Below are 25,181 nucleotides of genomic sequence, written 5' to 3' on the forward strand. Positions count from 1 at the left end.
GCATTGAGAGACGGGAAATTGGTCTTTTGCGGACTCATATTTGGTTCTGCAGATACTGAAGGGCAATACCATTAATGTGTTTTTTAACGGTTACATTTGATCCATTAATAATCCCTCTTGTTCCCCTTCTTCACATACTCCCAATCACGTTCTACATTTTTCCTCACTCTGTGAACGAGTTTAAACATAGTTTCCTTTTCCTCAGGTGTAAAACCGGACAAGGCCACTTCCATGGAATGTTCTCCTTCTCTTTTTAACAATGGATACACCTTTTTTCCTTTCTCAGTCGGGAACAGTTTTTTTATTTTTTTGTTTTGTTCATCCGGCTGTTTTTGAATAAATCCCTGCATTTCCAATTTCTTAATGGCCCGCGCGGCCGTTGTTCGGTCCACTTTTATCATTTCCGCCAATTTTTCTTGAATAATTCCCGGATTTTCGTATATACGTACAAGATAAAGATACTGCCCTCTTGTTAAGTCCAAATCTTTAAATTCAATATTGCTTATGGAATCCAACGCTCTTGCTATCATGCCGATCTCACGCAAAATGTCATTCATTCCTAAAACTCCTCGCGTTATTTTTATTGCAATTACAACAAAATTGTTTTAACCTTACTATTATAAGACCACATGCATGCGGCACAGTCCAGACTAATATCAGAAAAGGATTGATTTATGATGAATATAAAAAGAATAACTACTGAAAATGACTTACGTGCTGCTTTAGATATTAGAAGAACTGTATTCATTGAGGAACAAAATATATGTGAATCCGATGAGTTCGATGAATTTGATACGCTCCAAGAACAGTGTCAGCATATCTTGGTATATCATAAAAAACAGCCTGTCGGCACAGGCCGTGTGCGCATTCTTGATCATACAGGTAAGCTGGAGAGAATCTGCATCCTAAAACCGTACCGTAAGTACGGATTGGGCAAAGTTATCATAAGCGAGTTAGAAAACATCATGAAAGAAAAAGGCATTACTGCATATAAGCTGCATGGACAAACACAAGCAGCAGGCTTTTATCAAAAACTGGGCTACCAGATTTCCTCACAAGAATTTATGGAAGACGGCATCCCCCATGTCTTGATGACAAAAGAATGATCGCTAATAAAATGAAATATATGTATTACGGATTAGGTATCCTCGTATTAAGTTTAGGCATTTCTTTAACAATACAATCAGGACTGGGCACATCCCCCTTCGATGCCCTTTTGGTTGGCCTGTCAGAAGAAGTCGGCCTTACCGTAGGAAGCTGGGAGGTCCTGATTTCTGTGATCCTCTTAATCTGCAACTCTATCTTAACGAGAAAAAAACCTATGCTGCTCGGCTTGGTTACAGCATTCCTTACCGGGATAGGCATTGACCTATGGTTATTTGTTGTAAAAAACATCATATTTCTAAACACGTTATTAAGCAAACTGATTTGTTTCGGAATTGGTTTGGTGCTCATCGGTCTTGGAACAGCCATCTATCTTCAGACCACATTTGCATCAACACCTATCGATCATTTAACACTCATTATCCGAGATCTCTCCAAAAGAACGATCTTGTTTTCAAGAACATTGGTATATGCTCTTTTCTTCGTATTGGCTATTATCTTTAAAGGCCCTATCGGCATCGGAACTCTTTTAACTGTTTGTTTAGGAGGGATGATTCTTCACCTGTTGATGCCTTTTGTTGAACGGCATTTTTCTAGAATGTGAATTGGTTGTTTGGAAAAACAGGATCAATCTTGAATAATCAAAATTGATCCTTTCACCCTGTTAGTCATGTCTCCGCGAACGATGATACACATTCAAAGTTACTAGCCAGCTAATAACAATCATTCCTGCAAAAAGTAATAGCAAATTACTATACAAATAAGCGGAATGATCTACATCAATAGGCAGCAGCCTGCGATCCAGCAAGCGGATGGATAATAAACCGCCTGTAATCGCCATACCCGTTCCCTCTGATAAAAAGCTCGTGAAATTAAGCAAGCTCATTCCGGCACCAGTTTCCTTTTCTTTCAAACTGCTCGACACAATTGTAGAGATAACTGTTTTTGTGAAAGAAAGCCCCCCAAAAACAAAAACGAATATAATGGTCATAAGCCATGGTGTGTCATTTATAAAAAAGGTAGCGATTAAAAAGCTGGAAGCCATCAATGCAATCCCAATCGTCAGGACATAAAAAGAACCTTTCCGATCGACAAGCACTCCTCCAATGTAACCGAATATAATGACGCTCATTGTTCCGGGAAACATAATCCCGCTTCCAATTGCTGCTGTACTTAAATGATGAACATCTTTCATCATATAAGGAACCATAGAGACAAATCCTGCTGCAGTGCCAAAGATCAGTCCTCCGCAAAGGACGCCAACCATAAATAAAACATTTTTCCCCAGAGCGGGGTCAATAAAAGGTTCTTGAGCTCTCCTAATATGTTTTACAAAACTCAAGAAGGTGAGAATGCTAATCAGCAGAAAAGAAATGTGAAATGATGTTGTAAACAGCATAAAAAATACGATACCCACAGACATCAATAGAATCCCCGCCATATCAAAGCGGCCTCTTCTTCTTTCTTCCTTTTTCAACAGTTTTATAAGGAATGGAACAGTGATAATCGTTGTAACTGGAATAAGCAGCAAATACGACCAATGAATATAATGGGCAATCACTCCTCCAATAGCTGGTCCAACACCTTCCCCCATGGCTACGAGTGACCCGATCAGACCAAATGCTTTCCCTCTGTTTTCTTTTGAAATATAGCGCGCAACTACAACCATCACAAGAGCCGGGAATGCGGCTGCACCAGACCCTTGAATAAACCGACCTAAAATGAGGATAGGAAAGCATGAGTGTCCCACAAATCCAATGATCGACCCGAAGCTATTTACGATAATCCCAAATAGGAGCAGATTTTTGATGCCCAGCTGATCCGATAACTTTCCGTATAGAGCTGTTCCGATGGAAAAGGTTATCATAAAGGCTGTGTTTACCCAGTTTACACTCGCTGGCAGTTTATGAAAATCGTTGGCGATATCAGGCAATGAGACGTTCAAAACCATTTCATTTAATACGCTGAAAAATGACAGGACACAAAGCCAAATTAATATTTGGTTGTGTCGTAAAGCTGACTGTGAATAAGACGTATTCACAATGTCCCCTCCATTAATGAGGGCAGACGCAGTTTATAGGGCCATTGATACGCTTCCCTCTTTTACATGTACCCTGTTCATTTTATTGCACTTCATCATAATTCCCCCTGCGTTGATTGATATGATCTTATTATATACAGAATAAGGTGCAAACTTTTACTCTTTTCAGATTACGAAACAAGGGAAACATTAGCCGTGGTCAGTAACGGTTATTCCATATGCCTCTGAGGTATAGGTTTTTTTTATATTAAATGTACATAACAACTATCCAAATACAAAAAACGAATAGGAACTGTACCGTAAACAAAGTATAGATAGTATTACTTTGTAAAATAACTTCTACTCTCCAAACGATAGCTAGCCTTCCATTAAACGTTTTAACTTAAGCTCCGTTTCAGTATCCTCAACTGGAGTATAGATGCTGCATCTTAAATCAGTATCCCCATGCACTTGTAATGAAGTTAGATTAAACAGCATTTTCCCTGCCTTAGCATGGCGAAATTCAATTAATACTTCAGGTGCAGAGCTTATCTCATTTTCATTCCAAATTTTACGAAACTCAGGATATGCCTGTTCCATTTCTTGTATAAATTGCTCATACCAATCATCAGCCACATACTGCCCATAATACGTTCTAAATATGGCAATATATCCTCTAACAAAGTGCTCCCAATTCACTGCTAAACTTTTGAACTCCTTTCTTGCGAATAGTAAGCGTATGATATTCCTTTCTGCCGGGATGATTTGATCAAAATCCAAAAACACATTAGCCGCCGCTTGATTCCAACCAACAATCTGACTTCTTCTATCTGATATAATCGTTGGGCAATAACGAAGTTCCTGTAAAATTTTCACTAAAGCCGGACTGATTTCCTTCTCTTTCTCACTTATAAAGGGTTGTTTCACTCCTTCCTCTACCGCTAGGGCATATAAATATCTTCTCTCATCGTTATTTAATTGCAGTGCTCGAGAAATAGCATCTAATACCGAGGTAGACACTTTTATATCTCTTCCTTGTTCTAGCCATGTATACCATGTAAGACTTACACCGGCTAGCTGAGCCACTTCCTCTCTTCTTAGCCCTGGTGTTCTTCTGCGGGTTCCTACAGGCAAACCAACCATTTGAGGAGTAATTTTCGAACGTTGGTTCTTTAGAAATTCTGATAAAGCTTGAAGTCTTGTTTCGGGTTTCATTAAGGTCTCCTTTTAAAATAGTGTAAATTATACTAGGATAAACAACAACTTGTAATAGGATAACACAGAAGGTAAAGTGAATAAAAAAACAAGGAGGAATGATCATGAAAAGAGTTGTCATTACTGGAATGGGAATTATTTCTCCACTGGGGAATGATATACATCATTTTTGGCATCAGCTGGTTAATGGAAAATCGGGAATATCTCTAATTGATTCTTTTGATACCGCTGAGTATAAAACAAAGATAGCTGGAATCGTTCGTGATTTCGATGCAGATGGAATATTGGGGAGGAAAGAAGCAAAACGATTAGATCGTTTTAGTCAGTTTGCCTTAGCAGCAGCCGAACAAGCATTAGAACATTCACAATTACAGTTAGATAAGGTTGATCTTGAACGCTTAGGGGTATACGTTGGTTCAGGAATCGGCGGCATACAATCACTTGTTGATAATGTGAATGTATTAAATGAACGAGGTCCCGGGAGAGTAAGCCCAAGCCTTGTCCCAATGATGATTTCAAATGCAGCTGCGGCTCAAATCAGTATTAGATTAGGAGCACAAGGCCCGTCATTATCACCAGTCACGGCCTGTTCAATCGGGAACACCTCCATCGGTGAAGCCTTCAACGCTATCCGTAATGATGAAGCAGATATCATATTTGCCGGCGGAGCAGAAGCTGCAATCACGCAGTTGTCTTTAGCCAGTTTTGGAAATGCACATGCACTATCTACAAGAAACCAAGATCCAAGTCGAGCCAGCCGTCCGTTCGATACAGATAGAGATGGTTTTGTTATGAGTGAAGGCGCAGGCATCTTAGTATTAGAATCATTAGAAAATGCTATTCTTAGAGATGCTCCCATTTTATGTGAAATAGTAGGATACGGAGCTAGTTCAGACGCTTATCATATGGTGGCATCACACCCAGAAGGGAAAGGTGCTTACTTAGCAATGAAGAAAGCATTGAGAAGTGCAAACATATCACCAGATGAAATTGATGTGATTAGTGCTCATGCAACAAGTACACAAGTAGGTGATCGTTCTGAAGTTCTAGCTATTAAGAAATTATTTGGTGAACATTCACGTAAAATTCCAACAACTGCAAACAAGTCAATGACTGGACACATGCTTGGTGCTGCTGGCGGAGCAGAAGCAATTGCTTTAGTGGAAAGTTTGAGACGAGGAATGATTCCGCCAACTATTAATGTAGAGAATCAAGATCCAGATTGCGACTTAGATGTTGTATCAGAACCTAGAGATCTTCTATTGAAATTTGGGCTATCAAATTCTTTCGGTTTCGGCGGACATAATTCAGCAATCGTGTTAAAGAAGTACGATTGAGGGCCCATCTTTATAGTTCAAAAACGAAATAATGGATCTATCAAAGCTTATAGATCATGGTTTTCATTATGGAGTACCTAACAGACAAATTACGAGTCTTAACTTCTGGTATATTAAATAGAGAAAAGAGAATACTTAATAAAAACATTCAGAAAGAAGGTGATCCCATGCCCACTAACAATAAGCCCAATAGATTAATCGCTGAGAAGTCTCCATATTTACTTCAACACGACATCCCCGTTGACTGGTTCCCGTGGGGAGAAGAAGCCTTCGAAAAAGCGAAACACGAAACAAGCCGATTCTGATCAGCATCTGCTATACGACTTGCCATTGGTGCCATGACTCTTAAAATAACCAATAAACAATTCATGTTAAATCATTTCATTTTAATCTTACATATCATAGCAAACTAAAAAATTATATCCCCTGATTTACATTATCAATACCTAAAACGCAAAAAGTCATAAAAAATAAAGGGTGATACATATTAGTCATGTGTAATATGTATCACCCTTTTAATTCTTTTTCAACAATCGCGCCCGATTGTTGAAGATCGTTTTTCTTATTGAACTAACGCATCTGTTCGTTAAGTGTAACTCTTCCTAATTACTTGATATTATATAGGTGAATAGAAATATAAATTAAAATTTAGTTTAGTAGTTGTAAAAGTAGGTTATTTATATTATTCTATTATAATTTTTCGAAAAGGAGAGTTCATGAAAAAGATTATTGTTTTTGTATTAACGATATTTATATTATTCTCAGGATTCGCAACACAAAGTTATGCGTTGTCTGATTCGAAATCTGCGGCAATACAAGCGTTGCTAGATGATGCCTCTCGTATATCAGGTGTGCCGGGAATGTCAATCTCAATACTTGCTGATGATGAAGTGTTCTACTTTTCTTCAGGGTATGCTGACCGTGAAAAGGGGTTGTCTGCAAGTGAAAATACACTCTATGAGTTAGCCTCGGTCAGTAAAGCTTTTACCGGTATGGGTATTATGCTGTTGGAAGAGCAAGGGCTGCTCTCAATGACTGACCCTGTCCAAAAATATTTACCTTGGTTTACGTTAAAGTATCAAGGGAAACCTGTTGATATGCAAAGCCTTACACTAAATAACTTTCTTCACCATACCAGTGGTCTAACAAATATTAGGCATACTCAAAGTATTCCACAAGGCAATACACCGGATATGTTGCAAAAGACTGTGGAAATGCTCGTAGATGCTGAATTGGCGTTCCCTCCCGGTGAACAGTATAACTATGGAACCGTTAATTATGACGTATTGGGCTTGGTTATTGAGATTGTGTCGCGACAAAGCTATGAAGACTTTATGAGGGAACAGGTATTTCAGCGGTTAGGTCTTCACCAGACGTATGTTTATAAAGAAGATGCTCAAGCCACTGGACAGTTGGCACAGGGCTACCGTTCTTCCTTTTTTATGACAACTCCATTTAAAGCTCCGGATTATTCTGGGAATAAGCCCGCAGGCTACATCATTTCTAATACAAAAGATATGGCGCGTTGGATGGGCATACAGATGGGTATTGTGCAGGACATACCCGAAATATTTCACACGGTTATCGAAAAATCACATAGGGGTGATATGTCTGTTTCGGCTGTCAACGATATGTATTATGCGGCAGGCTGGTCGGTAAACGCCGACCAAACGATTATAGAACACACTGGGGGCAATCCAAATTTCAGAACCGAAGTAGTCATACTGCTAAATGAACGAACAGCCGTCTGCTTGCTGAGCAACGGCGCAAATACCAATATAAACCTGGTACTAAAAGTTAAAGATATATTAGACGGTAATCTAACTCAGTCATATGAAATAAGCGGCACACAGCTTTTGGATATCATTTTGTCGTCTATCACTATTATTCTTTGCCTATTGGCCGTTCTCCTATTTCTCTTAGGATTACGCAGAAGGAAAACGAATGAGCGGCAGCCAATGACAAAAAAGAGAATAATCGTAACAGTTATTTTCCTGATCGCTACGATTGCCCTGGGTATACTGTGCTGTGCTTTCGATTGGTCAACGATACTTATTTGGCAAACATATAGTGTTCTTACAGCTTTGATTTCGTCAGCATTATTAACAGCAAGCATTACATGGTTTGTATACACTCACCGATAAAATACCTCGCTCCCAAGATAAGCATAATGTTAAGTAATTAAATTTCAATTTATCGGTATGCTTAATTTGAAAAACATAAGACACTTCGGTGTCTTTTTTAATATCATCGACAATTTTCCCAGTCAAACCTAATTACTATTGCTTCCACTAACCTGCTCCGTTCGTGGAATAAGGATTTTTAAACAACTAATATTATTTTTCAAATGACTTTATTGTAAATTAAACAACAATATTATTTTTGCACAAGCGTCGTTAGATAACATTTCTTAAAAGACTGTTGTTCAACAATCTGGCCCGTTTGCTGAACAATTAGGACTCTTCGACTAAACACAGAAAACGCTTGTACGTTCAATGGGTCTCCCCCCGATGATATAGGTTATCATCTATTATAAGCGTGTAAATTGCAAAAGATACAGGTTAGTTGAAAAGGTTTAAAAGTTAGTCCTTAAAAGGTCTAACTTTACTAAAACAATTGAAATATGACATATATTGCAACCTCAGCTACAAGCAAATAAATCATATATCTAGCATAACTAAAAACAACATCATCATTAACACTTTTTTGCCTTTTAAAAGTACATGCAAATAACCCCAATACTGTTATCACTAAGATAATTTCAATTATTGTAATAAAAGACATTCTTACCTCCTTACCATTTACCTTCGACATTGCCACCCATAATAACCTAACTCGATTGCAATAGATGCCGCGTAACTTAATTCATCTCTTAACTAAATAACACGGCAATTACTTACTTTGTCCTGTTTGTATTCTTTTGTTTTTTTATTGCTAAAATTGAGGCTAAAATAACAAATATGATCTGTAAGGTGATTCCAATCACCAATGAATAATCAAGGACATTCTCTAATGCAAAACCTGCTATAAAGAACCCTTCAGATAACATAATGAATAATACTACATAGTTTATTCTTAACTTCATAATTTATATTACCTTCCTTTTCATTATTGTTCTATTGACAACGCTCACCTTAAAATTAACTACAGAACAAAGATGAGGAAAGTCGTTAAAAATAAAAAAATTCATTTGCAACGCAATTATATTTAACGATTGCTTCTGTTTTGGTATCTCTTATGATGTGCGAGTAAAATTTTCAAACCGAATTATTATCATTATCTGTCTCTCCTATTTATTTTTAATATCCTGATACACTTTCTCAAAAGTCTCAATTGGTAGCGAAAACTTAGTTGTTTTCTCGTTACGATAATTGATTACTATATCAATTTGATTACCTTTTTGCTCAAATTCAATAAGAGCATTCTCCCATTTATCTCTGATTGATATTATACGATTGCCATTTTTCTTTTCCTTATAGATGTAATCCATTTTAATTCTCCTTCCAGAATCAATAACAAAACCTTATGTTATAAAAAGTCTACGTTATCGACCGAAAAAGGTTTCAAAATAAGGAATCCTCAAAAAAAGAAGTGAATTATACCTGCGTTTGATTACAAGTCATATGTCTTCTAAAAAATATAGGAAAAACAAAAAAGATACCAAAATCATCTGGTATCTATGATTGAGTTCTCTATAGATAGATTCAATTTCATATTAAGCAAAGCAACTATATCTAGTATCTATGCACTTTGCTTCTGCTTAAGACTGTTCCACATTTTAATGGATACAACAGAAATCAAAACAAATGATACGAGAACCAAGGCAGTGCCTGCTAAAGACTCGCTAAAGTTAATGACAATAAAGCTGGAAAAAACCAATAGAGGGATATTCGTAATAACGACAGTTAAAATGTAAACACGATATTTTAATCCCACTGCAGCTGATAAGAAACACACGACATCTGTTGGGGCTATCGGACAAATCATCCCTAATGCCAAAAACTTATAATTATAAGCCTCCAATAATTTTTTTAATTCTGGATGTTTACGCTCTAAATCCTTCATCATTTCTCCGCTTGAAAACATTCTCGAGAAAAGATAAACCAAGGTCTCGCTCAAAAAAATGCCGGCCATCGACAATATAAAACTAATAATCGGATCGAAGCATATCCCCCCTAAAAACATGAGAGTTACACCAGGAATAAAAAAGAGAAGCCTAATGATCCATAGACCAATAAACAGCAGCATTGCGTATTTTGTATTTGTTGATATAAATTCCTGCAAATCACTCATATCGAGCGACAGGACATGATATTCCTTTAGGATATAAATAGCTAAAAGCCATAAAGCTAAAATAAGAAATTTATTTTTCAATTTCCACACTCTCCTCGCTTTCCATACATACATGATAAGCAATGAAAATGAAGAAACACTCCGTAAAAGTCTTAAGGATCCTTAAGTTTTATTTACAAGAAAACAGCTTATGGACATTCACTTCCATAAGCCTTTATCTATGCATTGGATGTTCGACAATAAAGCTCATCCAGCCTTCTCTATATTCCGCATGGATGTTGCCATTATGAAGCTCAACAATTCTTTTTGAAATGGCAAGCCCGAGACCGCTTCCTTGTTGATCTGTTCTTGCCTTATCACCCCTGAAAAACCGTTCAAACAATCTGTTTATATTGTCAACCGAAAAACCCTCAACTTGATTAGAAATTTTTAAGATTGCTTTGTCACCAATGACCTTAAGGCTGATGACCAATTCAGATGGTTTTTTGCTGTATTTTATTGCATTCATAAAGAGATTATCATAAACACGAACCATCTTATCAATATCCATTAAAACAGGAATATGGTCTTCTGCAATTGATTTTTGAACACTTAGCTGTTCCTTTTCAAAAATCGGAATGTATTCTCCGATTATCTGTTCCATTAAACCCGACAAATCTGCTTCTCTACAGGTTAACTTAACGTCCGGGCTTGATAAATGAGTATACTCAAACAGTTCATCAATCAGGAATTTCAGCCTTTGTGATTTTGAATCAATCGTTTCGAGATATTCCTGAAATTGAGCTTTACTGTCATATTGGCCTTTTTTTAATAAATCCAAATATCCTATTATTGATGTTAATGGTGTTCTTAAATCATGGGATACATTTGAAATCAGTTCGTTTTTCGATCTTTCTAATTGTCTTTCGTGTTCAAACTTCTTTTCTAACTCTTCGGACATATGATTAATGTTTTGTGCAAGCTCGGTCAATTCATCCCTGCTTTCAATCCTTATGGTCAAGCCAAGTTTTCCGTTGGCAATCTGATGAACACTTTCAGTAATAAGCTTCACATATAATATTTTTTTCCGTGCCATGATAAAAAAAGCTGTGATAAAAGTAAGAATAGCTGCCGAATACTGAAGCAGTATGAAAAAATAACTGTTTCGGACGCTAAGCTCTTCTAGATAATTCACCTTTTGCAAGTAAATGTTAGAGAATATAATAAGTATCATCACACCTAATGAAATAAGAAAACTAATTGCGATCGCACCAAAAAGCTTTACCATTAGCTTATTTCCAAATTTGCTCATATTTTATATCCTGTTCCCCAAACCGTTTTGATGTAAATGGGGTGTTTGGAATCCTCTTCAATCTTATCTCTGATTTTTGTAATGTGTACCATGACAGTGTTATCTGATTTAAAAAAGTCTTCCTTCCATACTGCTTCATATATCTTCTCAACACTTAGAACTATCCCTTTGTTCATGCAAAGCAGTTCAAGGATATCGAATTCTTTTGGCGTCAGACGCACTTCCCGCCCCCGCACCCATACTTGCCGTGTATCTGTATTGACGGTCAGGTCACCAATTTCAATGACATTCTTCGTGCTGTTCGTATCCGTATTGTATTTTTTATATCTCCTTAATTGGGATTTGACCCTTGCGATTAATTCTAATGGATTAAACGGTTTCGATAAATAATCATCAGCCCCTGCGGCAAGCCCTTGAATTTTATCAATATCCTCCGATTTTGCAGAAAGCATAATAATGGGCAAATTTCGTTCTTGCCTGATCTTCATGCATGCTTCAATTCCATCCATGCTGGGCATCATAATATCCAAGATCATGAGGTCAAACTCTTTTTGTTCCAACAGTTTTAAAGCTTCGATTGCATCTTTAGCCTTTTGTGTGCCGAGACCTTCATTTTCTAAGTAAACAGAAATAAGATTTCTAATATCTTTGTCATCGTCAACAATAAGAATGTTAGACTCCATATAACTCCCCCATATCATTTCGCGGCATCGAACAACTGAAGACATAAGCCGGCGGCACATTTCTAAGTTCTCTTTTTACATCTATTTTGGTAAAAAACTGTTCAAAAAACGTTTTTTTAAACAAAGTATATTGAAAAGTAATGAATTCCCCATCTTTTTTTAAAATCTTGGAGGTTTCTAATAAAATTTCATTTGAAACACCTTTTGGCAAGCTTGCAAATGGAAGACCGGAAATGACATAGTCTATATAAGGTATACCATACTCTCTTAAATGCTCGATGATATTTTCTGCAGATCCGTATACAATGAATAAATTCCTCTCATCTTTAAATTTTTCTTTCAGCAATGAATAAAATTCTTTATTTTGTTCGACTAATAAAATAATCGTCTCTGGATTTCGTTTTTCAAGCAGTTTTTTGGTGAATACACCTGTACCTGGTCCATATTCGACAATGTATTTGGCTTTCTTAAAATCAATTCCCTCCATCATTTTATCCCCAAGGAACCTTGAACTGGGAAGGATGGCACCGACAGTTCTTGGATTACCTATATATTGAAATAAGAATAGCAGACGTTTCATATCTTAATCTCTCCATTTGTTTTAAATTTATAATTTCACTTTAAATTCAAAACCTAAAGAAAAAGGGGCAAAAGTTCTTAAGAATTCTTAAATTTTGACGAAACTCTTTTCCATAACAGTCGGTCCTTAGCATTGGGGATCAATTTTCCTGCCGCTATCTATATTAAAAGTGACAAATAAAAAAGAGAAGCATTAACCTTTGCATGAAATGATCGAGCATTCTCTTTCTATATATCTGAACCATTACTGACTCAACAGGGAAGAATTTTTAATTTATGTTATTTTGTTCACCACTCATCATTTTTACACTCTACGTTTTCATCACTATTGGATTTAATAGTTTGGATTGCCATATATGAAGGTATGCAATTAAATAATTGTGGTACAGTAAGTAGGAATAAACCAAGATGAAAGAAGGTGATCCCATGCCCACTAACAATAAACCCAATAGATTAATCGCTGAGAAATCTCCATATTTACTTCAACATGCTCATAACCCTGTGGACTGGTTCCCTTGGGGAGATGAAGCATTTGATAAAGCGAAACGCGAAAACAAGCCTGTTCTCGTATCTATTGGGTATAGCTAGCCCGGGTATCTACACGCACATGCCATTGGTGCCATGTCATGGCCCACGAAAGCTTCGAGGACGAAGAGATCGCGCGCCTTCTCAATGAACGGTTTGTGGCCATTAAAGTTGACCGGGAAGAGCGGCCGGACGTGGATTCTGTTTATATGAGAATCTGCCAGCTGATGACCGGACAGGGCGGCTGGCCGTTGAATGTGTTTATTACGCCTGATCAGAAGCCGTTTTACGCGGGTACATATTTTCCAAAGACGAGTAAATTCAATCGTCCCGGTTTTGTTGATGTGCTTGAGCATCTGTCTGAAACGTTTGCGAACGATCGCGAGCATGTTGAGGATATTGCGGAGAACGCCGCTAAACACTTGAAGACCAAAACAGCGGCAAAATCAGGTGAGAGCCTTAGCGAATCAGCGATCCACCGGACATTCCAGCAGCTCGCCAATGGGTTTGACACGATCTACGGCGGTTTCGGGCAGGCCCCGAAATTTCCGATGCCTCATATGCTGATGTATTTGCTTCGTTATTATCACAACACAGGGCAGGAGAATGCTTTATACAACGTGACAAAAACGCTGGACAGCATGGCGAATGGCGGCATTTACGATCATATCGGCTATGGGTTTGCCCGCTATTCAACCGATGACGAGTGGCTCGTACCCCATTTTGAAAAAATGCTGTACGACAATGCGCTGCTGCTGACCGCTTATACAGAATCCTATCAGGTCACGCAAAACAGCCGCTATAAAAAGATTTGTGAGCAGATCATTACGTTTATTCAGCGGGAAATGACCCATGAAGACGGAAGCTTTTTCTCAGCTTTAGATGCGGACACAGAAGGAGAAGAAGGAAAGTACTACGTGTGGTCAAAGGAAGAGATTTTGAAAACTCTCGGAGACGATCTCGGAACGCTGTATGGCCAAGTGTATGACATCACTGAAGAAGGAAACTTTGAAGGCAAAAATATTCCGAACCTCATTCACACAAAGCGGGAACAAATCAAAGCTGATGCCGGCTTGACTGAAGAAGAGCTCAGCCTCAAGCTTGAGGACGCAAGACAGCGGCTCTTGAAGACTCGCCAAAAAAGAACCTATCCTCATGTCGATGATAAAGTGCTGACGTCATGGAACGCGCTGATGATCGCGGGTCTCGCCAAAGCGGCAAAGGTATACGAGGAACCAAAATATCTCAGCTTAGCGGAAGACGCCATCTCATTTATTGAAAACCAATTAATCATCGACGGCCGTGTGATGGTCCGGTATCGAGACGGTGAAGTGAAAAACAAAGGCTTTATCGACGATTACGCTTTTCTCCTATGGGCTTATCTCGATCTCTATGAAGCTTCGTTTGATCTTTCTTATCTACAAAAAGCGAAGAAACTGACAAACGATATGATCGGCTTATTTTGGGATGAAGAGCATGGCGGATTCTATTTTACCGGACACGATGCAGAAGCCTTAATCGTCCGGGAAAAAGAAGTGTACGACGGTGCTGTGCCATCCGGAAACAGCGTGGCAGCCGTTCAGCTTCTCCGTCTTGGACAGGTTACAGGCGACTTATCACTGATCGAAAAGGCGGAAACGATGTTTTCCGTATTCAAGCCGGAGATCGACGCATATCCGAGCGGCCATGCTTTCTTTATGCAAAGTGTGTTACAGCATGTGACGCCTAAAAAGGAAATCGTCATTTTTGGGAGCGCAGACGACCCAGCCAGAAAACAAATCATAGCAGCACTGCAAAAAGCCTTTAAGCCCAACGACTCCATTCTGGTGGCAGAGCATCCCGAGCAATGCAAAGACATTGCGCCATTCGCGGCAGACTATCATGTCATAGACGGCAAAACAACCGTGTACATTTGTGAAAACTTCGCCTGCCAGCAGCCGACAACAAATATTGAAGAAGCCATCCAAACGTTAATAAGCAGCAGGGATTAAGACCCTTGCTGCTTACTTTGTGATTTCTTATGGTACCATAAAGCGATTCCCGCAAAAACAAGATTGACCGCTATCGTAAACAAAGCCTCCCACATCGGGTTCCCCTGCGTAACTGTAAATAAGGACGGAATCCCGCCATACACACTGTTTTTTTCTGTGATAAATATACACAAAAACATATTATTCGCGGCATGGGCGCCAAGTGAGATTTCAATACTGCCAGTTTTAATCGTGTAATAGGTCCACACAAAACCAAATGTTACGTACTCAATTCCTGCCCAAACAGCACCGTTGTTCATTTCTGGATTGGCAAAATGCAATACGCCAAACAAACCTCCGACAATCAACGTCAAAACAAGTGGGTTTTTCGTTATTCTCCCGAAAGCTTGAAGCAAAAATCCTCTGAAAAACAGTTCCTCAGCTGATGTTTGAAACGGAACCAACATCAGGGCTGCCGCCAACAGCCATATAAACCGTGAAGCATCAAAATCTTGCATTGAATAGCTGTCAGGATGAATCGCAAAATCAATCAATTGTACGGCGATCATCAGGAGGAAATAAGCAATAAAGCCAAAGAAAATCCTCCGCCAATTGATTGTTGCATTCGGTGTAACCACAGTTCGGAAAGGCCGTTTCAAAATAAAGCGCACGGCCAGCCATACTCCCGGAATCGCAAATAAATAAATGACATGAGACAAATAAAGATCTACCAGAGGATCGCTCAGCACAGCTTCATCCAAATCAAAGGTGATATCGGGATTCAGAATAACAGTGAGCAGTATCGCGAAAAGGTAAGCAATATTCCCGAATACATACAATCCTACCATCACCAAAAAGGCGAAAAAATATCTCCACAACGTATTGTTTCCTTCTACAGGACGGATAAATGAATTCATTCCTTTTATGTCTCTTCCTTTCAATGAGAATATCCCTATATATTTGCATAAATTGGTCTATGAATCTACTGATTTGGAAATCTTTTAAGCAAAATGAACATATAAAGTGTGAATTTAGTTCTTTTATCTAGTGATTTGAACTCTGTCGCCAATGAATCAAGATACTTATAATATTCCCAAGAGAGGAGTTTTCAGTCTTTTCTTACTACTCATTAGGGGGGTTTTATATGAATACAGTCTTCAGACAGAAGAATACACACCCTTTCTCAAACGCAGCGAATCGTTTAGACCGCCTTCCGATTTCACGTGTCCACTTTCAAGTATTAACCGCTCTCGGCATTGTGTATTTTTTTGATCTCGCAGATTTATTTACTCTCAGCAATGTAGCGCCGGCACTGATCGAGCATTGGGGCATCCCGCTTTCAACCATTGCCAACGTAACGGCGGCCTCGTTTCTAGGCATGTTTTTAGGCGCATCACTGGGTGGGAGACTAGCCGATCGAATTGGCCGCAAAAAGTCCTTAAACCTATTTGTATTCGTATTTTCAATCGCATCGCTGTGCAATGCCGCCGCTTGGGACATCCCGTCTTTAATGGCATTCCGTTTTCTCACTGGATTTGGCGTCGCTGCAGCCATGGTCATTACCAATAGCTATCTGGCAGAATTTTTCCCTTCCAGTGTCCGTGGAAAATATATTTCTTTCTGTGCCATGATTGGATTGATCGGCGTTCCGATCACTAATATTGTGTCTGCCTTTGTCATTCCGCTCGGTTCATGGGGATGGCGGCTTGTATTTGTATGGGGTGCCGTCGGTCTTATTTATTTTTTCTTCATCCGCCGTCTGGAAGAGTCACCGCGCTGGCATGAAAATCGCGGGGAATACGCGAAAGCCGATGCGATCCTCAACAGAATTGAGAAACAGGTTGAACAGGAGAAAGGCCCGCTTCCCGCACCCGCTCAGCCTAAAGCAAACCGTACCGTTCAGCAGCATGCAGGTTACGCAGGGTTATTGAAAGGAAAAAACCTCAAAATCACCATCGTGTTATCTGCTGTATGGATTTTTGAAACGTTTGGATTTTATGGTTTTGCCTCATGGGTTCCAAGCCTCTTAAAAAGCAATGGCATCTCTATGGAAAATACATTATGGTATAACGTACTGCATTCCGTCGGCGCTCCGCTTGGCGCACTGCTCGGTTCCATGATTTCTGAAAGTTTTCAAAGAAAATGGATTTTAGCCGCCAGCGCGTTTCTGACAGCCATCGCCGGTCTCTTATACGGCATGACTTTTATTCCAATCATGATCATCGTGTTTGGTTTTATCGTCAATATCACGGAACGGGTATTCACCTCGAACTTATACGCTTATACGTCTGAACCTTATCCGACTGAATACCGCTCGTCTGGCAGCGGCTTAGCCTATGGCCTCGGACGCTTTTCAAATATTTTCGGATCATTGCTTGTCGGATTTATCGCCGTGCAGCTCGGCTATGTCAGCGTCTTCTTATTTATTGGGGGCTGCTGGCTCGCATGCTCCCTGCTGTTAATCTGTTTCGGCCCTAATACAAATGCGAAACAGATTTAAAAAAGTCAGTGCGGATCTGCCGCACTGATCTCATTTCAATTCCTTCAACATCCTCGCAGGGTTTCCGCCTACAACGGTATTAGCGGGTACATCCTTAGTGACAACCGCTCCTGAAGCAATCACCGCGTTATCACCGATCGTCACTCCAGGGTTAATCACGGCACGGCCGCCGATCCAAACATGATCTCCAATTGTCACAGGCTTACCGAACTCTAGGCCGGACTTCCTTTCAATCGGATCAAGAGGATGGCCGGCCGTATAGATATGTACCCCTGGCCCAATTAAACCATGACGACCAATCCGAACCTCGCAAACATCTAAAATGATACAGTCAAAATTAACAAATGTATGGTCTCCGATATGAATGTGATAGCCATAATCACAGCGAAATGCCGGCAAAATCGTGACTTGATCGCCAACCGAACCGAACAGCTCCTTCAAAAGCTCTGTCCGCATCGCCTCATCTTCCGGTGTTTCGTTATATTGTCGAATCAGCTGTCTCGCATGTTTGCGATCTATAAATAGTTGTTGGTCCTCAGAGTTATATAATTCTCCGGCTGCCATTTTTTCTTTTTCTGTCCTCAGCATTCAAGTCACTCCGATGTCAGATTGTTATCTCGATCAAATTTCCTTCATCATCTTCAATTACACTTTCATAGTAGCCGTCTCCTGTCGTCCTTGGGCCGTTTACTACGGCGAAACCATCCTTCTTCAATCGATCAGTCAGTTCATCAACCTTCTCCCGGCTTCCAACGGAAAAGGCAATATGCGCCCAGCCTGTCATTGTTTGTGAAGGCGGATCGGTTACATGACCTTTTTTCATAATTTCCAGCCTTGCCCCGGATTCAAACGTCATAAAATAAGACTTAAAATCTTTTTTCTCATTGTGATACAGATCATTCGATTCCCCATTAAAATACATTTCATAAAAAGCCTTCGCTCGCTCTAAATCTTTGACCCAGATCGCTATATGTTCTATCCGCATTTCTTCCTCCTCCTTCAATGAAGTTATAAGGTATGAAATGCATTTCAGTTCAAGCTTTTTTCGCGAATTGATGCTTAATTTTAATATCAACGGGTTCATCCTGCAAAAATAAAGAAAATGCTGCAATACCGAGCTGCTCAAGATTCAAATCAAGAGACGGAAAACCGAGAACACGGCTGATAGAAGAATTCCCCTCGCCAATGATGTCAACATCCCAATTATTCTTCTGGGCAAATACATGAATTCCGGCTGCCACTTCATCACTATTTGCATAAATAGCCGTTGGAACCCGTTCGCTCATATAAAAATGCTCAGCAGCCCGCTCACCGTCATTCATATCATTGCATCCAGACAGGATATGACGGTCTTCCAGCCTCCCGTAAACTGCTTTATAGGCCGCAGCTTTATCAGCCGTGCTCGGACTTCTGTCGGCTTCTCTGACGCATGTAAAAGCGATATTCTCATGTCTGCGGCTCTTTAAATAGCGAAAGCTTTCTGCATAAGCAGCTTTTCTGTCGTTATACGCACACGGGACATCAATGTCTCCGGTATTCTCACAAGCGATGATCGGCCCATACTCCTGATAAGCGATAATGCTGTCCCAGTCATTAGCGCGGGATGTAATGATAAGACCATCTATTTTCTTCGTTCTTAACAGCTCTAAATATTTGATTTCAATAGCGGAGTTATAATTGGTGGGGAGGAGGGCCGTTGCATACTCATGCTGAAAAGCCGCCTTAGTAATCCCGTTTACAATTTTATCAAAGCAAGGATGATCGCTATAAGGCAGAATCACACCGACCGTATATGTTTTCCCGCGAATGAGGTCGATTGCGGTTCGATTTGGTGTGTAATCTAATTTCTTCATGACTTGATGAACAAGCTTCCTTTTTTCTTCAGACACATACGGATGATGATTCAATACACGAGAAACAGTCGAAACAGATACATGTGCCAGTCTTGCAATCTCTTTTATGTTTGCCATCTCTTTCTCCTTTTTCATATAAAAAAGCAGTAAGTGTAAATTCCTTACTGCTATCTCATCATATATTGATCATAAGTTCAACAGGACAATGGTCGGACCCCATGACATCCGCTGATATGCTGGCATCCTCAATTCGTTCCTTAAGCCTTTCAGAAACAACAACATAATCAATGCGCCATCCGATATTTCTGTCCCAGGCACCTGCGCGATACGACCACCAGGAATAAGCGCCTGCAAGATCAGGATAAACGTGGCGGAAGGAGTCAACAAAGCCAGCTTCTAAGAAGCGAGTGAAGGCCCCCCTTTCTTGATCAGAAAATCCAGCGTTATTCCGATTCGCTTTTGGATTTTTTAAATCGATCTCCTGATGAGCTACATTCAAATCGCCGCATAAAATGACCGGTTTTTTCTTATCCAATTCAAGAATATAAGCTAATAAAGCCTCTTCCCATTGCATGCGGTATTCGATCCGCTCCAACCCTCTTTTGGCATTAGGCGTGTAAACGGTCATCACAAACACGTTTTCAAATTCCAGCGTAATCACTCTGCCTTCTTGGTCATGCTCTTCGATTCCAATTCCGTACATGACACGCAGCGGCTCTTGTTTTGAAAAAACAGCCGTCCCGGAATACCCTTTTTTCACTGCATAATTCCAATACACATGATAGCCTTCAGGCCGGAGATTAACCTGGCCGTCCTGTATCTTTGTTTCCTGAAGACATATGATATCTGCATCCTCTTCTTTCAAATAAGAAAGGAAATCCATCTTTCTCATGACAGCCCGCAGGCCATTTACATTCCAAGAAATCAGCTTCATGTTTCATCCCCCTATAAAAAAGAGCAAGAACCCGAAGGCCCTTGCTCTTTACGTATCAGCTTACTCACCGCTTACGTACGGAAGTAAAGCCATTTGACGTGCGCGTTTGATCGCTGCAGTCAATTTACGTTGGTATTTAGCGTTTGTTCCAGTTACACGACGTGGTAAAATTTTACCGCGCTCAGAAACAAACTTTTTAAGAAGATCTATATCTTTGTAGTCGATGTGCGTGATGCCGTTAGAAGTGAAATAACACACTTTACGGCGTTTCGCACGACCGCCTCTGCGTCCTCCTGCCATTGTCATTTCCCTCCTTTCTTTGTCAATTTAGGCGATAATCTCATTAGAATGGAAGATCGTCATCCGAGATGTCAATCGGTTTGCCGTCGTTGGCAAATGGGTCATCATTAAAGCTGTTCCCTTGATTGCGTTTCTGGTTGTTTTGATTTCCTCCGAATGGATTATCGTTTTGGCCTCCGCCAAAGTACTGGCCTCCGCCGCTGTTTCCTTCGTTGTATCCACCTGAACCAGAACCGCCGCCGTTTTTCGGCTCAAGAAATTGAACACTTTCAGCTTGGACCTCGGTCACGAAGACACGCTGTCCTTGCTGGTTTTCATAGTTTCTTGTTTGTAAACGGCCATCTACGCCTGCAAGGCTTCCTTTTTTCAGGAAGTTTGCAACGTTTTCGGCTTGTCTTCTCCAAGTGACACAATTAATGAAATCGGCCTCGCGTTCTCCAGACTGGTTCGTAAATGTACGATTCACAGCAAGAGTAAACGTAGCAACAGCCGCACCGTTTGGCGTATAACGAAGCTCTGGGTCTTTTGTCAGTCTTCCGACTAATACAACTCGGTTAAGCATAAGAAAGACCACCTTTTACATTATATATTTCAAAATTGCTTATTCTTCTTCTTTAACAACAATGTGGCGAATGATATCGTCACTGATCTTAGCTAGACGGTCAAATTCTTGAACTGCCGCAGCGTCAGCTTGAACGTTTAAGATTTGGTAGAAACCGTCACGGAAATCGTTGATTTCGTAAGCAAGACGACGTTTACCCCAATCCTTTGTTCCAGTGATCTCCGCACCGTTAGAAGTCAGAACGTTGTTGAAACGCTCGATAACTGCTTTTTTAGACTCATCGTCAATGTTTGGGCGGATAATGTACATAACTTCGTACTTTCTCATCTGTTTGCACCTCCTTTTGGACTAAGCGGCCCATAATGGGCAAGGAGCAATAATTCTATTACTCACAATTTTATATTATACCAAAGCTCTTGTCCCTTTACAACTGCATCCTATACATTAAATCGGAAATGAATAACATCTCCGTCTTGAACGACGTACTCTTTTCCTTCGAGACGGACTTTTCCTGCCTCTTTCGCTCCAGCCATACCGCCACCCGCAAGAAGATCCTCGTAAGCAACCGTTTCAGCACGAATGAAGCCGCGCTCAAAGTCACTATGAATAACTCCTGCACACTCAGGGGCTTTCATGCCTTTTTTAAATGTCCAAGCTCTGACTTCCTGTTCTCCGGCTGTGAAGTATGTTGCAAGGCCAAGAAGAGAGTAAGATGCTTTGATCAGCTGATCAAGACCTGATTCTTGAATGCCCAGCTCTTCAAGGAACATTTGTTTCTCATCGCCTTCAAGCTCAGCAATCTCGGATTCGATTTTCGCACAAACAACGATAACCTCCGCATTTTCGCCGGCAGCGTATTCGCGAATCTTCGCTACATATTCATTGCCAGACGGATCTGCCACTTCATCTTCACTTACGTTTGCCACATACAAAATAGGCTTTGAAGTCAGTAAATGAAGCTGCTTCACAAGCTTTTGCTGCTCTTCAGTGAATTCAACAGAACGAGCAGGCTTTTCGCTTTCAAACGCTTCTTTCAGTTTGGACAGAATCTCAAACTCAATTACAGCGTCTTTATCTTTTTGCTTCGCAAGTTTGCTGACGCGTGTAATACGCTTTTCAACTGTTTCCATATCAGCAAGGATCAGCTCAAGGTTGATCGTTTCAATGTCATCAATCGGATCAACTTTTCCGGAAACGTGTGTAATGTTGTCATCAGAAAAAGCACGGACAACGTGGCAAATCGCATCAACCTGGCGAATGTGGGAAAGGAATTTGTTACCGAGTCCTTCTCCTTTAGATGCGCCTTTTACGATCCCTGCAATATCAGTGAATTCAAAGGCAGTCGGTACAGTCTTCTTCGGTTTGACCAGCTCAGTCAGCTTTTGCAGACGATCATCAGGTACTTCTACAATCCCCACGTTCGGATCAATCGTACAGAACGGGTAGTTCGCTGATTCGGCACCGGCCTGTGTTATTGCGTTAAATAGTGTTGATTTCCCGACGTTTGGCAAACCAACAATTCCAGCTGTTAAAGCCATTCTTTCATCTCCTCTATATAAAACCGTCATTGTATAAACGTATTTTGAACCTAGAGCAATTATAAGGAGGTTCCCTGGAAAAGACAAGCTGACAAAAAAGCATTTTCTGCCTGCCCATCCCTTTGATTATGCTTTTTTCAAGCTTACTAAACAGTCAAAAAGCGTGCTTCCCATTCCATTATCGGAATTTGTATCATTTGTCAGTGCATTGACTGAACCTCCAAAAGCCGCCCACATGCCTTCATCTATATTAATCGTCTTCGGATGAGCGTGCTTCATCACTTTCACCTTGCCCGTCAAGCTCCCGCGGTCATTAAAAACGACAACCTCATCTCCGTCCTGAAGATTCTGCTCCGCCGCTATATCTGGAGAGATATCTACCTGAACGTGCTGTAACTTTTCAATAAACGGCACATGCTGAGAATGATTAGAACGCTGCGGATGAATGGACAACAGCGTGTAAGGATACTTTCCAGCTAACGCCTCATTATGGAAAACAGATTCTTCGGGCACGTTTAATTGAAGCAAACCGCTAAATCCTTTTTCCTCAGCTAACGATGAAGTAAACTCAAATTTTCCGCTCGGCGTCAAAAACTGATAATCATCCCACGGAACCTGCTTGACCGGAAGAGGAAGGTGGCCTTTTTCTTTCAAACGCTCAAGCGTCACATCCTCTGCTTCCAATGAAGAAAGCCCCATCTCCAAAAATTCTTCAGTACTATATTCAAACAACTCGCCAAAGCCAAGGCGTTTTGCAAGCTCTGACCAGATCCAGCTGTCCGACTTTGCTTCACCCTGCGGCTCCACAAGCTTTTTCCCGTACTGAACGTAATGATGATACATACTGGAATAGTAGATATCCTCTTCTTCGAAGACAGTGGCTGTCGGCAAAACATAGTCACACAGTTTTGCCGTATCCGTCATGATTGAATCAATTGCCACAGACATCGGAACCTTTTCAAAAGCTTGTCTTACTTTATTTGTATTCGGCACCTGGGTCAGCGGGTTTCCGCACGTCACAATGATCATCTCAATCGCGGGATCGGCAGCCGTTAACACCTCTTCAGCCTGCGTCATCATTGAAAACGAACGTGATGCTGTTTTTAATTCCGGCAGCGTCAGCTTCGTTTTTGCAAAGCTCTCTCCAATTTGGACGTTGCCGAAATTGGCGCCGCCGCCTTTTATTCCGACATTTCCGCTTGCCGCAACGAGTGCATCGATCCAGCGAATCGTTTCGCCGCCGTTTTTATAACGCTGCATGCCAAGACCCATAAAGGTAGACACCGGGCCATCAGCATACAAACCGGCCAGATACTCCAGCTCCTCCATAGAAGTTTCTGTTTTCACAATAAACTCTTCTAGGGAAACGGTTTTCAAAAGCGCTTTCACATCATCAAAGCCGACAGAGTGCTTAGAAATAAACGTCTCATTCGTTTTTCCCGTCTCAATCAGAACCTTTAAAATGGCTGCCGCAAGCCAGCCATCCATTCCAGGCTTTACAGAAATGTAGCGGTCTGCAAGCTTGGCAGTCGGGTTGAAGATCGGATCAATCACCGTTATGGTGGCGCCCTTTTTCTTCACCTGCTGCAGGTGATGGTACAAGTGCATATTCGTTCTGGATACATTTCTTCCCCACACAACAACATGTTTGCTGTTGTAAATATCAAGCGGGCCGTGCCCGTACGAACGGCCGAAATCCCAGCTTTGCGCTTCAATTCCGGAGCCCCAGCATATGCTTCCGACAATTTCCGTCACGCCGCCATATCCATTAAAAAAGCGCTGATCAAGCGCTTTTAACAAACCATTATTCGCATAATCATGGCTGTGCAAAACAGCAGTCGTCTCCGACGTTTTCTTAATCTCCCGAAGTTTATCGGCAATTTCATCAAGCGCCTGCTCCCAGGATATCCGAACAAACTCGCCATTTTGTTTTTTCATCGGATAGCGAAGCCGCTCAGGCGAATTTGTCTTTGTCTCGAGCATTCTGCCGCGGCCGCAGATTTTGCCTTCCGTAATCGGATGGTTTGGATCGCCGTCCACTTTTGTTACCTTTCCGTCTTCAACAGTCACCAAAAAACCGCAGCTGTCCCAGCAATTCAGCGGACATGCTGACTGATGCACATTGCTCATCGCCGTCTTCTCCTTACCTTCTATATGAAAAAGCATGAGTGCCAGCCTTTTTACGAAGTAGGCTCCTCATGCTTGATTAGTACTTTTTTTAGTTTTCTTTCAAATTCTTTTCTCGGAATCATAACACTGTGAGAGCATCCCTCACACTTAATTCGAATATCCATTCCCATGCGAATAATTTTCCAGCTGTTCGCTCCGCATGGATGCTGTTTTTTCATTTCCACAACATCATTCAGGCCAAAGTCTTTATCTGCCAAGACCCTTCACCTCTTTTCATAAACTGCTGTATCTATTGTACAAAAAAACTGATCATAAGAGCAATCAAGATATCCGAAAAGAAATACATC

The 25,181-nt window shown here is 40.6% G+C and carries 27 protein-coding genes and 1 pseudogene; 8 read left to right on the plus strand and 20 right to left on the minus strand.

Annotated elements, in window-relative coordinates:
• Window positions 1–104: 104 nt before the first annotated feature.
• On the minus strand, window positions 105–557 hold the full coding sequence (locus V756_RS0103010; protein ID WP_024713360.1) for a MarR family transcriptional regulator: 453 nt from the start codon (window positions 555–557) through the stop codon (window positions 105–107).
• 120 nt (window positions 558–677) lie between these two features.
• On the opposite strand from V756_RS0103010, the gene V756_RS01000000121770 reads away from it, so the two are divergent.
• Window positions 678–1,106, plus strand: coding sequence for a GNAT family N-acetyltransferase (locus tag V756_RS01000000121770; protein WP_032681664.1), 429 nt, complete (start codon window positions 678–680; stop codon window positions 1,104–1,106).
• A gap of 11 nt (window positions 1,107–1,117) precedes the next feature.
• Window positions 1,118–1,708, plus strand: coding sequence for a YczE/YyaS/YitT family protein (locus V756_RS0103020; protein ID WP_024713361.1), 591 nt, complete (start codon window positions 1,118–1,120; stop codon window positions 1,706–1,708).
• A gap of 60 nt (window positions 1,709–1,768) precedes the next feature.
• On the opposite strand, the gene tet is transcribed toward V756_RS0103020, so the two are convergent.
• The 3 genes from tet to V756_RS0103030 all read right to left on the minus strand — a co-directional run bounded on the left by tet (window position 1,769) and on the right by V756_RS0103030 (window position 4,339).
• Window positions 1,769–3,145 carry a Tet(L)/Tet(K)/Tet(45) family tetracycline efflux MFS transporter gene (gene tet / locus V756_RS0103025; RefSeq protein ID WP_024713362.1) on the minus strand — a complete coding sequence of 459 codons (1,377 nt, stop codon included), beginning with the start codon at window positions 3,143–3,145 and terminating at the stop codon, window positions 1,769–1,771.
• Window positions 3,146–3,178: 33 nt separating this feature from the next.
• Complete coding sequence (locus V756_RS1000000124695; RefSeq protein ID WP_370444975.1) at window positions 3,179–3,241, minus strand: tetracycline resistance efflux system leader peptide; 63 nt, start codon at window positions 3,239–3,241, stop codon at window positions 3,179–3,181.
• Window positions 3,242–3,502: 261 nt separating this feature from the next.
• Window positions 3,503–4,339: a helix-turn-helix transcriptional regulator gene (locus tag V756_RS0103030; RefSeq protein WP_024713363.1), complete on the minus strand. Its 837-nt coding sequence runs from the start codon at window positions 4,337–4,339 to the stop codon at window positions 3,503–3,505.
• A gap of 104 nt (window positions 4,340–4,443) precedes the next feature.
• On the opposite strand from V756_RS0103030, the gene fabF reads away from it, so the two are divergent.
• The 3 genes and pseudogenes from fabF to V756_RS0103045 all read left to right on the plus strand — a co-directional run bounded on the left by fabF (window position 4,444) and on the right by V756_RS0103045 (window position 7,820).
• Entirely contained in the window at window positions 4,444–5,676 is a 1,233-nt protein-coding gene (gene fabF, locus V756_RS0103035; protein ID WP_024713364.1) for a beta-ketoacyl-ACP synthase II, read from the plus strand.
• Window positions 5,677–5,843: 167 nt separating this feature from the next.
• A pseudogene (locus V756_RS01000000121775) lies at window positions 5,844–6,025 on the plus strand (DUF255 domain-containing protein).
• Window positions 6,026–6,392: 367 nt separating this feature from the next.
• Window positions 6,393–7,820 carry a serine hydrolase domain-containing protein gene (locus V756_RS0103045; RefSeq protein ID WP_024713365.1) on the plus strand — a complete coding sequence of 476 codons (1,428 nt, stop codon included), beginning with the start codon at window positions 6,393–6,395 and terminating at the stop codon, window positions 7,818–7,820.
• A 1,145-nt stretch (window positions 7,821–8,965) separates the two neighbouring features.
• Here the strand turns inward: V756_RS0103045 and V756_RS0103060 are convergent.
• The 5 genes from V756_RS0103060 to V756_RS0103080 form a co-directional block, all read right to left on the minus strand.
• Entirely contained in the window at window positions 8,966–9,166 is a 201-nt protein-coding gene (locus V756_RS0103060) for a hypothetical protein (protein ID WP_024713367.1), read from the minus strand.
• A 251-nt stretch (window positions 9,167–9,417) separates the two neighbouring features.
• Window positions 9,418–10,050, minus strand: coding sequence for a TVP38/TMEM64 family protein (locus V756_RS1000000123215; protein WP_024713368.1), 633 nt, complete (start codon window positions 10,048–10,050; stop codon window positions 9,418–9,420).
• 133 nt (window positions 10,051–10,183) lie between these two features.
• Complete coding sequence (locus tag V756_RS0103070; protein WP_024713369.1) at window positions 10,184–11,260, minus strand: sensor histidine kinase; 1,077 nt, start codon at window positions 11,258–11,260, stop codon at window positions 10,184–10,186.
• Window positions 11,257–11,943 (minus strand): response regulator transcription factor, encoded by a 687-nt coding sequence (locus tag V756_RS0103075; RefSeq protein ID WP_024713370.1) that lies wholly within the window; start codon window positions 11,941–11,943, stop codon window positions 11,257–11,259. The genes V756_RS0103070 and V756_RS0103075 overlap by 4 nt, the downstream gene beginning before the upstream one ends.
• Window positions 11,933–12,523 carry a class I SAM-dependent methyltransferase gene (locus V756_RS0103080; protein ID WP_024713371.1) on the minus strand — a complete coding sequence of 197 codons (591 nt, stop codon included), beginning with the start codon at window positions 12,521–12,523 and terminating at the stop codon, window positions 11,933–11,935. The genes V756_RS0103075 and V756_RS0103080 overlap by 11 nt, the downstream gene beginning before the upstream one ends.
• Before the next feature lie 425 nt (window positions 12,524–12,948).
• On the opposite strand from V756_RS0103080, the gene V756_RS1000000123220 reads away from it, so the two are divergent.
• Window positions 12,949–13,110, plus strand: a complete 162-nt coding sequence (locus V756_RS1000000123220; protein ID WP_081719754.1) for a DUF255 domain-containing protein — start codon at window positions 12,949–12,951, stop codon at window positions 13,108–13,110.
• Between the two features lie 38 nt (window positions 13,111–13,148).
• Window positions 13,149–15,038 (plus strand): thioredoxin domain-containing protein, encoded by a 1,890-nt coding sequence (locus V756_RS01000000121790; protein ID WP_032681638.1) that lies wholly within the window; start codon window positions 13,149–13,151, stop codon window positions 15,036–15,038.
• Here the strand turns inward: V756_RS01000000121790 and V756_RS0103090 are convergent.
• Window positions 15,035–15,934, minus strand: a complete 900-nt coding sequence (locus V756_RS0103090) for a CPBP family intramembrane glutamic endopeptidase (RefSeq protein WP_024713372.1) — start codon at window positions 15,932–15,934, stop codon at window positions 15,035–15,037. The genes V756_RS01000000121790 and V756_RS0103090 overlap by 4 nt on opposite strands.
• Before the next feature lie 227 nt (window positions 15,935–16,161).
• Here V756_RS0103090 and V756_RS0103095 point away from each other — a divergent pair, with 227 nt between their 5' ends.
• On the plus strand, window positions 16,162–17,517 hold the full coding sequence (locus V756_RS0103095) for an MFS transporter (RefSeq protein ID WP_024713373.1): 1,356 nt from the start codon (window positions 16,162–16,164) through the stop codon (window positions 17,515–17,517).
• A gap of 30 nt (window positions 17,518–17,547) precedes the next feature.
• Here V756_RS0103095 and V756_RS0103100 read toward each other — a convergent pair whose 3' ends face one another.
• From V756_RS0103100 to V756_RS0103145, 10 genes are all read right to left on the minus strand, one after another.
• On the minus strand, window positions 17,548–18,105 hold the full coding sequence (locus tag V756_RS0103100) for a sugar O-acetyltransferase (RefSeq protein WP_024713374.1): 558 nt from the start codon (window positions 18,103–18,105) through the stop codon (window positions 17,548–17,550).
• A gap of 16 nt (window positions 18,106–18,121) precedes the next feature.
• Window positions 18,122–18,502, minus strand: a complete 381-nt coding sequence (locus V756_RS0103105; protein ID WP_024713375.1) for a VOC family protein — start codon at window positions 18,500–18,502, stop codon at window positions 18,122–18,124.
• Between the two features lie 49 nt (window positions 18,503–18,551).
• Complete coding sequence (gene ccpB / locus V756_RS0103110; RefSeq protein ID WP_024713376.1) at window positions 18,552–19,487, minus strand: transcriptional regulator CcpB; 936 nt, start codon at window positions 19,485–19,487, stop codon at window positions 18,552–18,554.
• Window positions 19,488–19,545: 58 nt separating this feature from the next.
• Entirely contained in the window at window positions 19,546–20,304 is a 759-nt protein-coding gene (gene xth / locus V756_RS0103115; protein ID WP_024713377.1) for an exodeoxyribonuclease III, read from the minus strand.
• Between the two features lie 60 nt (window positions 20,305–20,364).
• Entirely contained in the window at window positions 20,365–20,604 is a 240-nt protein-coding gene (rpsR, locus tag V756_RS0103120; RefSeq protein WP_024713378.1) for a 30S ribosomal protein S18, read from the minus strand.
• A 43-nt stretch (window positions 20,605–20,647) separates the two neighbouring features.
• A complete protein-coding gene (ssbA, locus tag V756_RS0103125; protein WP_014115887.1) occupies window positions 20,648–21,166 on the minus strand; it encodes a single-stranded DNA-binding protein SsbA in 519 nt (172 codons plus the stop codon).
• 39 nt (window positions 21,167–21,205) lie between these two features.
• Entirely contained in the window at window positions 21,206–21,493 is a 288-nt protein-coding gene (rpsF, locus tag V756_RS0103130; RefSeq protein ID WP_014115888.1) for a 30S ribosomal protein S6, read from the minus strand.
• 110 nt (window positions 21,494–21,603) lie between these two features.
• On the minus strand, window positions 21,604–22,704 hold the full coding sequence (gene ychF / locus V756_RS0103135; protein ID WP_024713379.1) for a redox-regulated ATPase YchF: 1,101 nt from the start codon (window positions 22,702–22,704) through the stop codon (window positions 21,604–21,606).
• Between the two features lie 126 nt (window positions 22,705–22,830).
• A complete protein-coding gene (locus tag V756_RS0103140) occupies window positions 22,831–24,834 on the minus strand; it encodes a molybdopterin-dependent oxidoreductase (RefSeq protein ID WP_024713380.1) in 2,004 nt (667 codons plus the stop codon).
• Window positions 24,835–24,884: 50 nt separating this feature from the next.
• Window positions 24,885–25,091, minus strand: coding sequence for a DUF951 domain-containing protein (locus V756_RS0103145; protein WP_024713381.1), 207 nt, complete (start codon window positions 25,089–25,091; stop codon window positions 24,885–24,887).
• Window positions 25,092–25,181: the final 90 nt, after the last annotated feature.

Source organism: Bacillus tequilensis KCTC 13622 (genome assembly GCF_000507145.1).
Lineage (GTDB): Bacteria > Bacillota > Bacilli > Bacillales > Bacillaceae > Bacillus > Bacillus tequilensis.

Excerpts from the sequence above, each read along its gene's own strand:
- V756_RS0103095 (WP_024713373.1), top strand. The coding sequence starts at position 16,162 with ATGAATACAGTCTTCAGACAGAAGAATACACACCCTTTCTCAAACGCA.
- V756_RS01000000121770 (WP_032681664.1), top strand. The coding sequence starts at position 678 with ATGAATATAAAAAGAATAACTACTGAAAATGACTTACGTGCTGCTTTA.
- V756_RS01000000121790 (WP_032681638.1), top strand. The coding sequence starts at position 13,149 with ATGGCCCACGAAAGCTTCGAGGACGAAGAGATCGCGCGCCTTCTCAAT.
- V756_RS0103010 (WP_024713360.1), bottom strand. The coding sequence starts at position 557 with ATGAATGACATTTTGCGTGAGATCGGCATGATAGCAAGAGCGTTGGAT.
- ychF (WP_024713379.1), bottom strand. The coding sequence starts at position 22,704 with ATGGCTTTAACAGCTGGAATTGTTGGTTTGCCAAACGTCGGGAAATCA.
- ccpB (WP_024713376.1), bottom strand. The coding sequence starts at position 19,487 with ATGGCAAACATAAAAGAGATTGCAAGACTGGCACATGTATCTGTTTCG.
- rpsR (WP_024713378.1), bottom strand. The coding sequence starts at position 20,604 with ATGGCAGGAGGACGCAGAGGCGGTCGTGCGAAACGCCGTAAAGTGTGT.
- V756_RS1000000123220 (WP_081719754.1), top strand. The coding sequence starts at position 12,949 with ATGCCCACTAACAATAAACCCAATAGATTAATCGCTGAGAAATCTCCA.
- V756_RS0103100 (WP_024713374.1), bottom strand. The coding sequence starts at position 18,105 with ATGCTGAGGACAGAAAAAGAAAAAATGGCAGCCGGAGAATTATATAAC.
- V756_RS0103140 (WP_024713380.1), bottom strand. The coding sequence starts at position 24,834 with ATGAGCAATGTGCATCAGTCAGCATGTCCGCTGAATTGCTGGGACAGC.
- rpsF (WP_014115888.1), bottom strand. The coding sequence starts at position 21,493 with ATGAGAAAGTACGAAGTTATGTACATTATCCGCCCAAACATTGACGAT.
- V756_RS0103070 (WP_024713369.1), bottom strand. The coding sequence starts at position 11,260 with ATGAGCAAATTTGGAAATAAGCTAATGGTAAAGCTTTTTGGTGCGATC.
- V756_RS0103105 (WP_024713375.1), bottom strand. The coding sequence starts at position 18,502 with ATGCGGATAGAACATATAGCGATCTGGGTCAAAGATTTAGAGCGAGCG.
- V756_RS0103080 (WP_024713371.1), bottom strand. The coding sequence starts at position 12,523 with ATGAAACGTCTGCTATTCTTATTTCAATATATAGGTAATCCAAGAACT.
- V756_RS0103075 (WP_024713370.1), bottom strand. The coding sequence starts at position 11,943 with ATGGAGTCTAACATTCTTATTGTTGACGATGACAAAGATATTAGAAAT.
- V756_RS0103060 (WP_024713367.1), bottom strand. The coding sequence starts at position 9,166 with ATGGATTACATCTATAAGGAAAAGAAAAATGGCAATCGTATAATATCA.
- ssbA (WP_014115887.1), bottom strand. The coding sequence starts at position 21,166 with ATGCTTAACCGAGTTGTATTAGTCGGAAGACTGACAAAAGACCCAGAG.
- V756_RS0103045 (WP_024713365.1), top strand. The coding sequence starts at position 6,393 with ATGAAAAAGATTATTGTTTTTGTATTAACGATATTTATATTATTCTCA.
- V756_RS0103030 (WP_024713363.1), bottom strand. The coding sequence starts at position 4,339 with ATGAAACCCGAAACAAGACTTCAAGCTTTATCAGAATTTCTAAAGAAC.
- xth (WP_024713377.1), bottom strand. The coding sequence starts at position 20,304 with ATGAAGCTGATTTCTTGGAATGTAAATGGCCTGCGGGCTGTCATGAGA.
- fabF (WP_024713364.1), top strand. The coding sequence starts at position 4,444 with ATGAAAAGAGTTGTCATTACTGGAATGGGAATTATTTCTCCACTGGGG.
- V756_RS0103020 (WP_024713361.1), top strand. The coding sequence starts at position 1,118 with ATGAAATATATGTATTACGGATTAGGTATCCTCGTATTAAGTTTAGGC.
- V756_RS0103090 (WP_024713372.1), bottom strand. The coding sequence starts at position 15,934 with ATGAATTCATTTATCCGTCCTGTAGAAGGAAACAATACGTTGTGGAGA.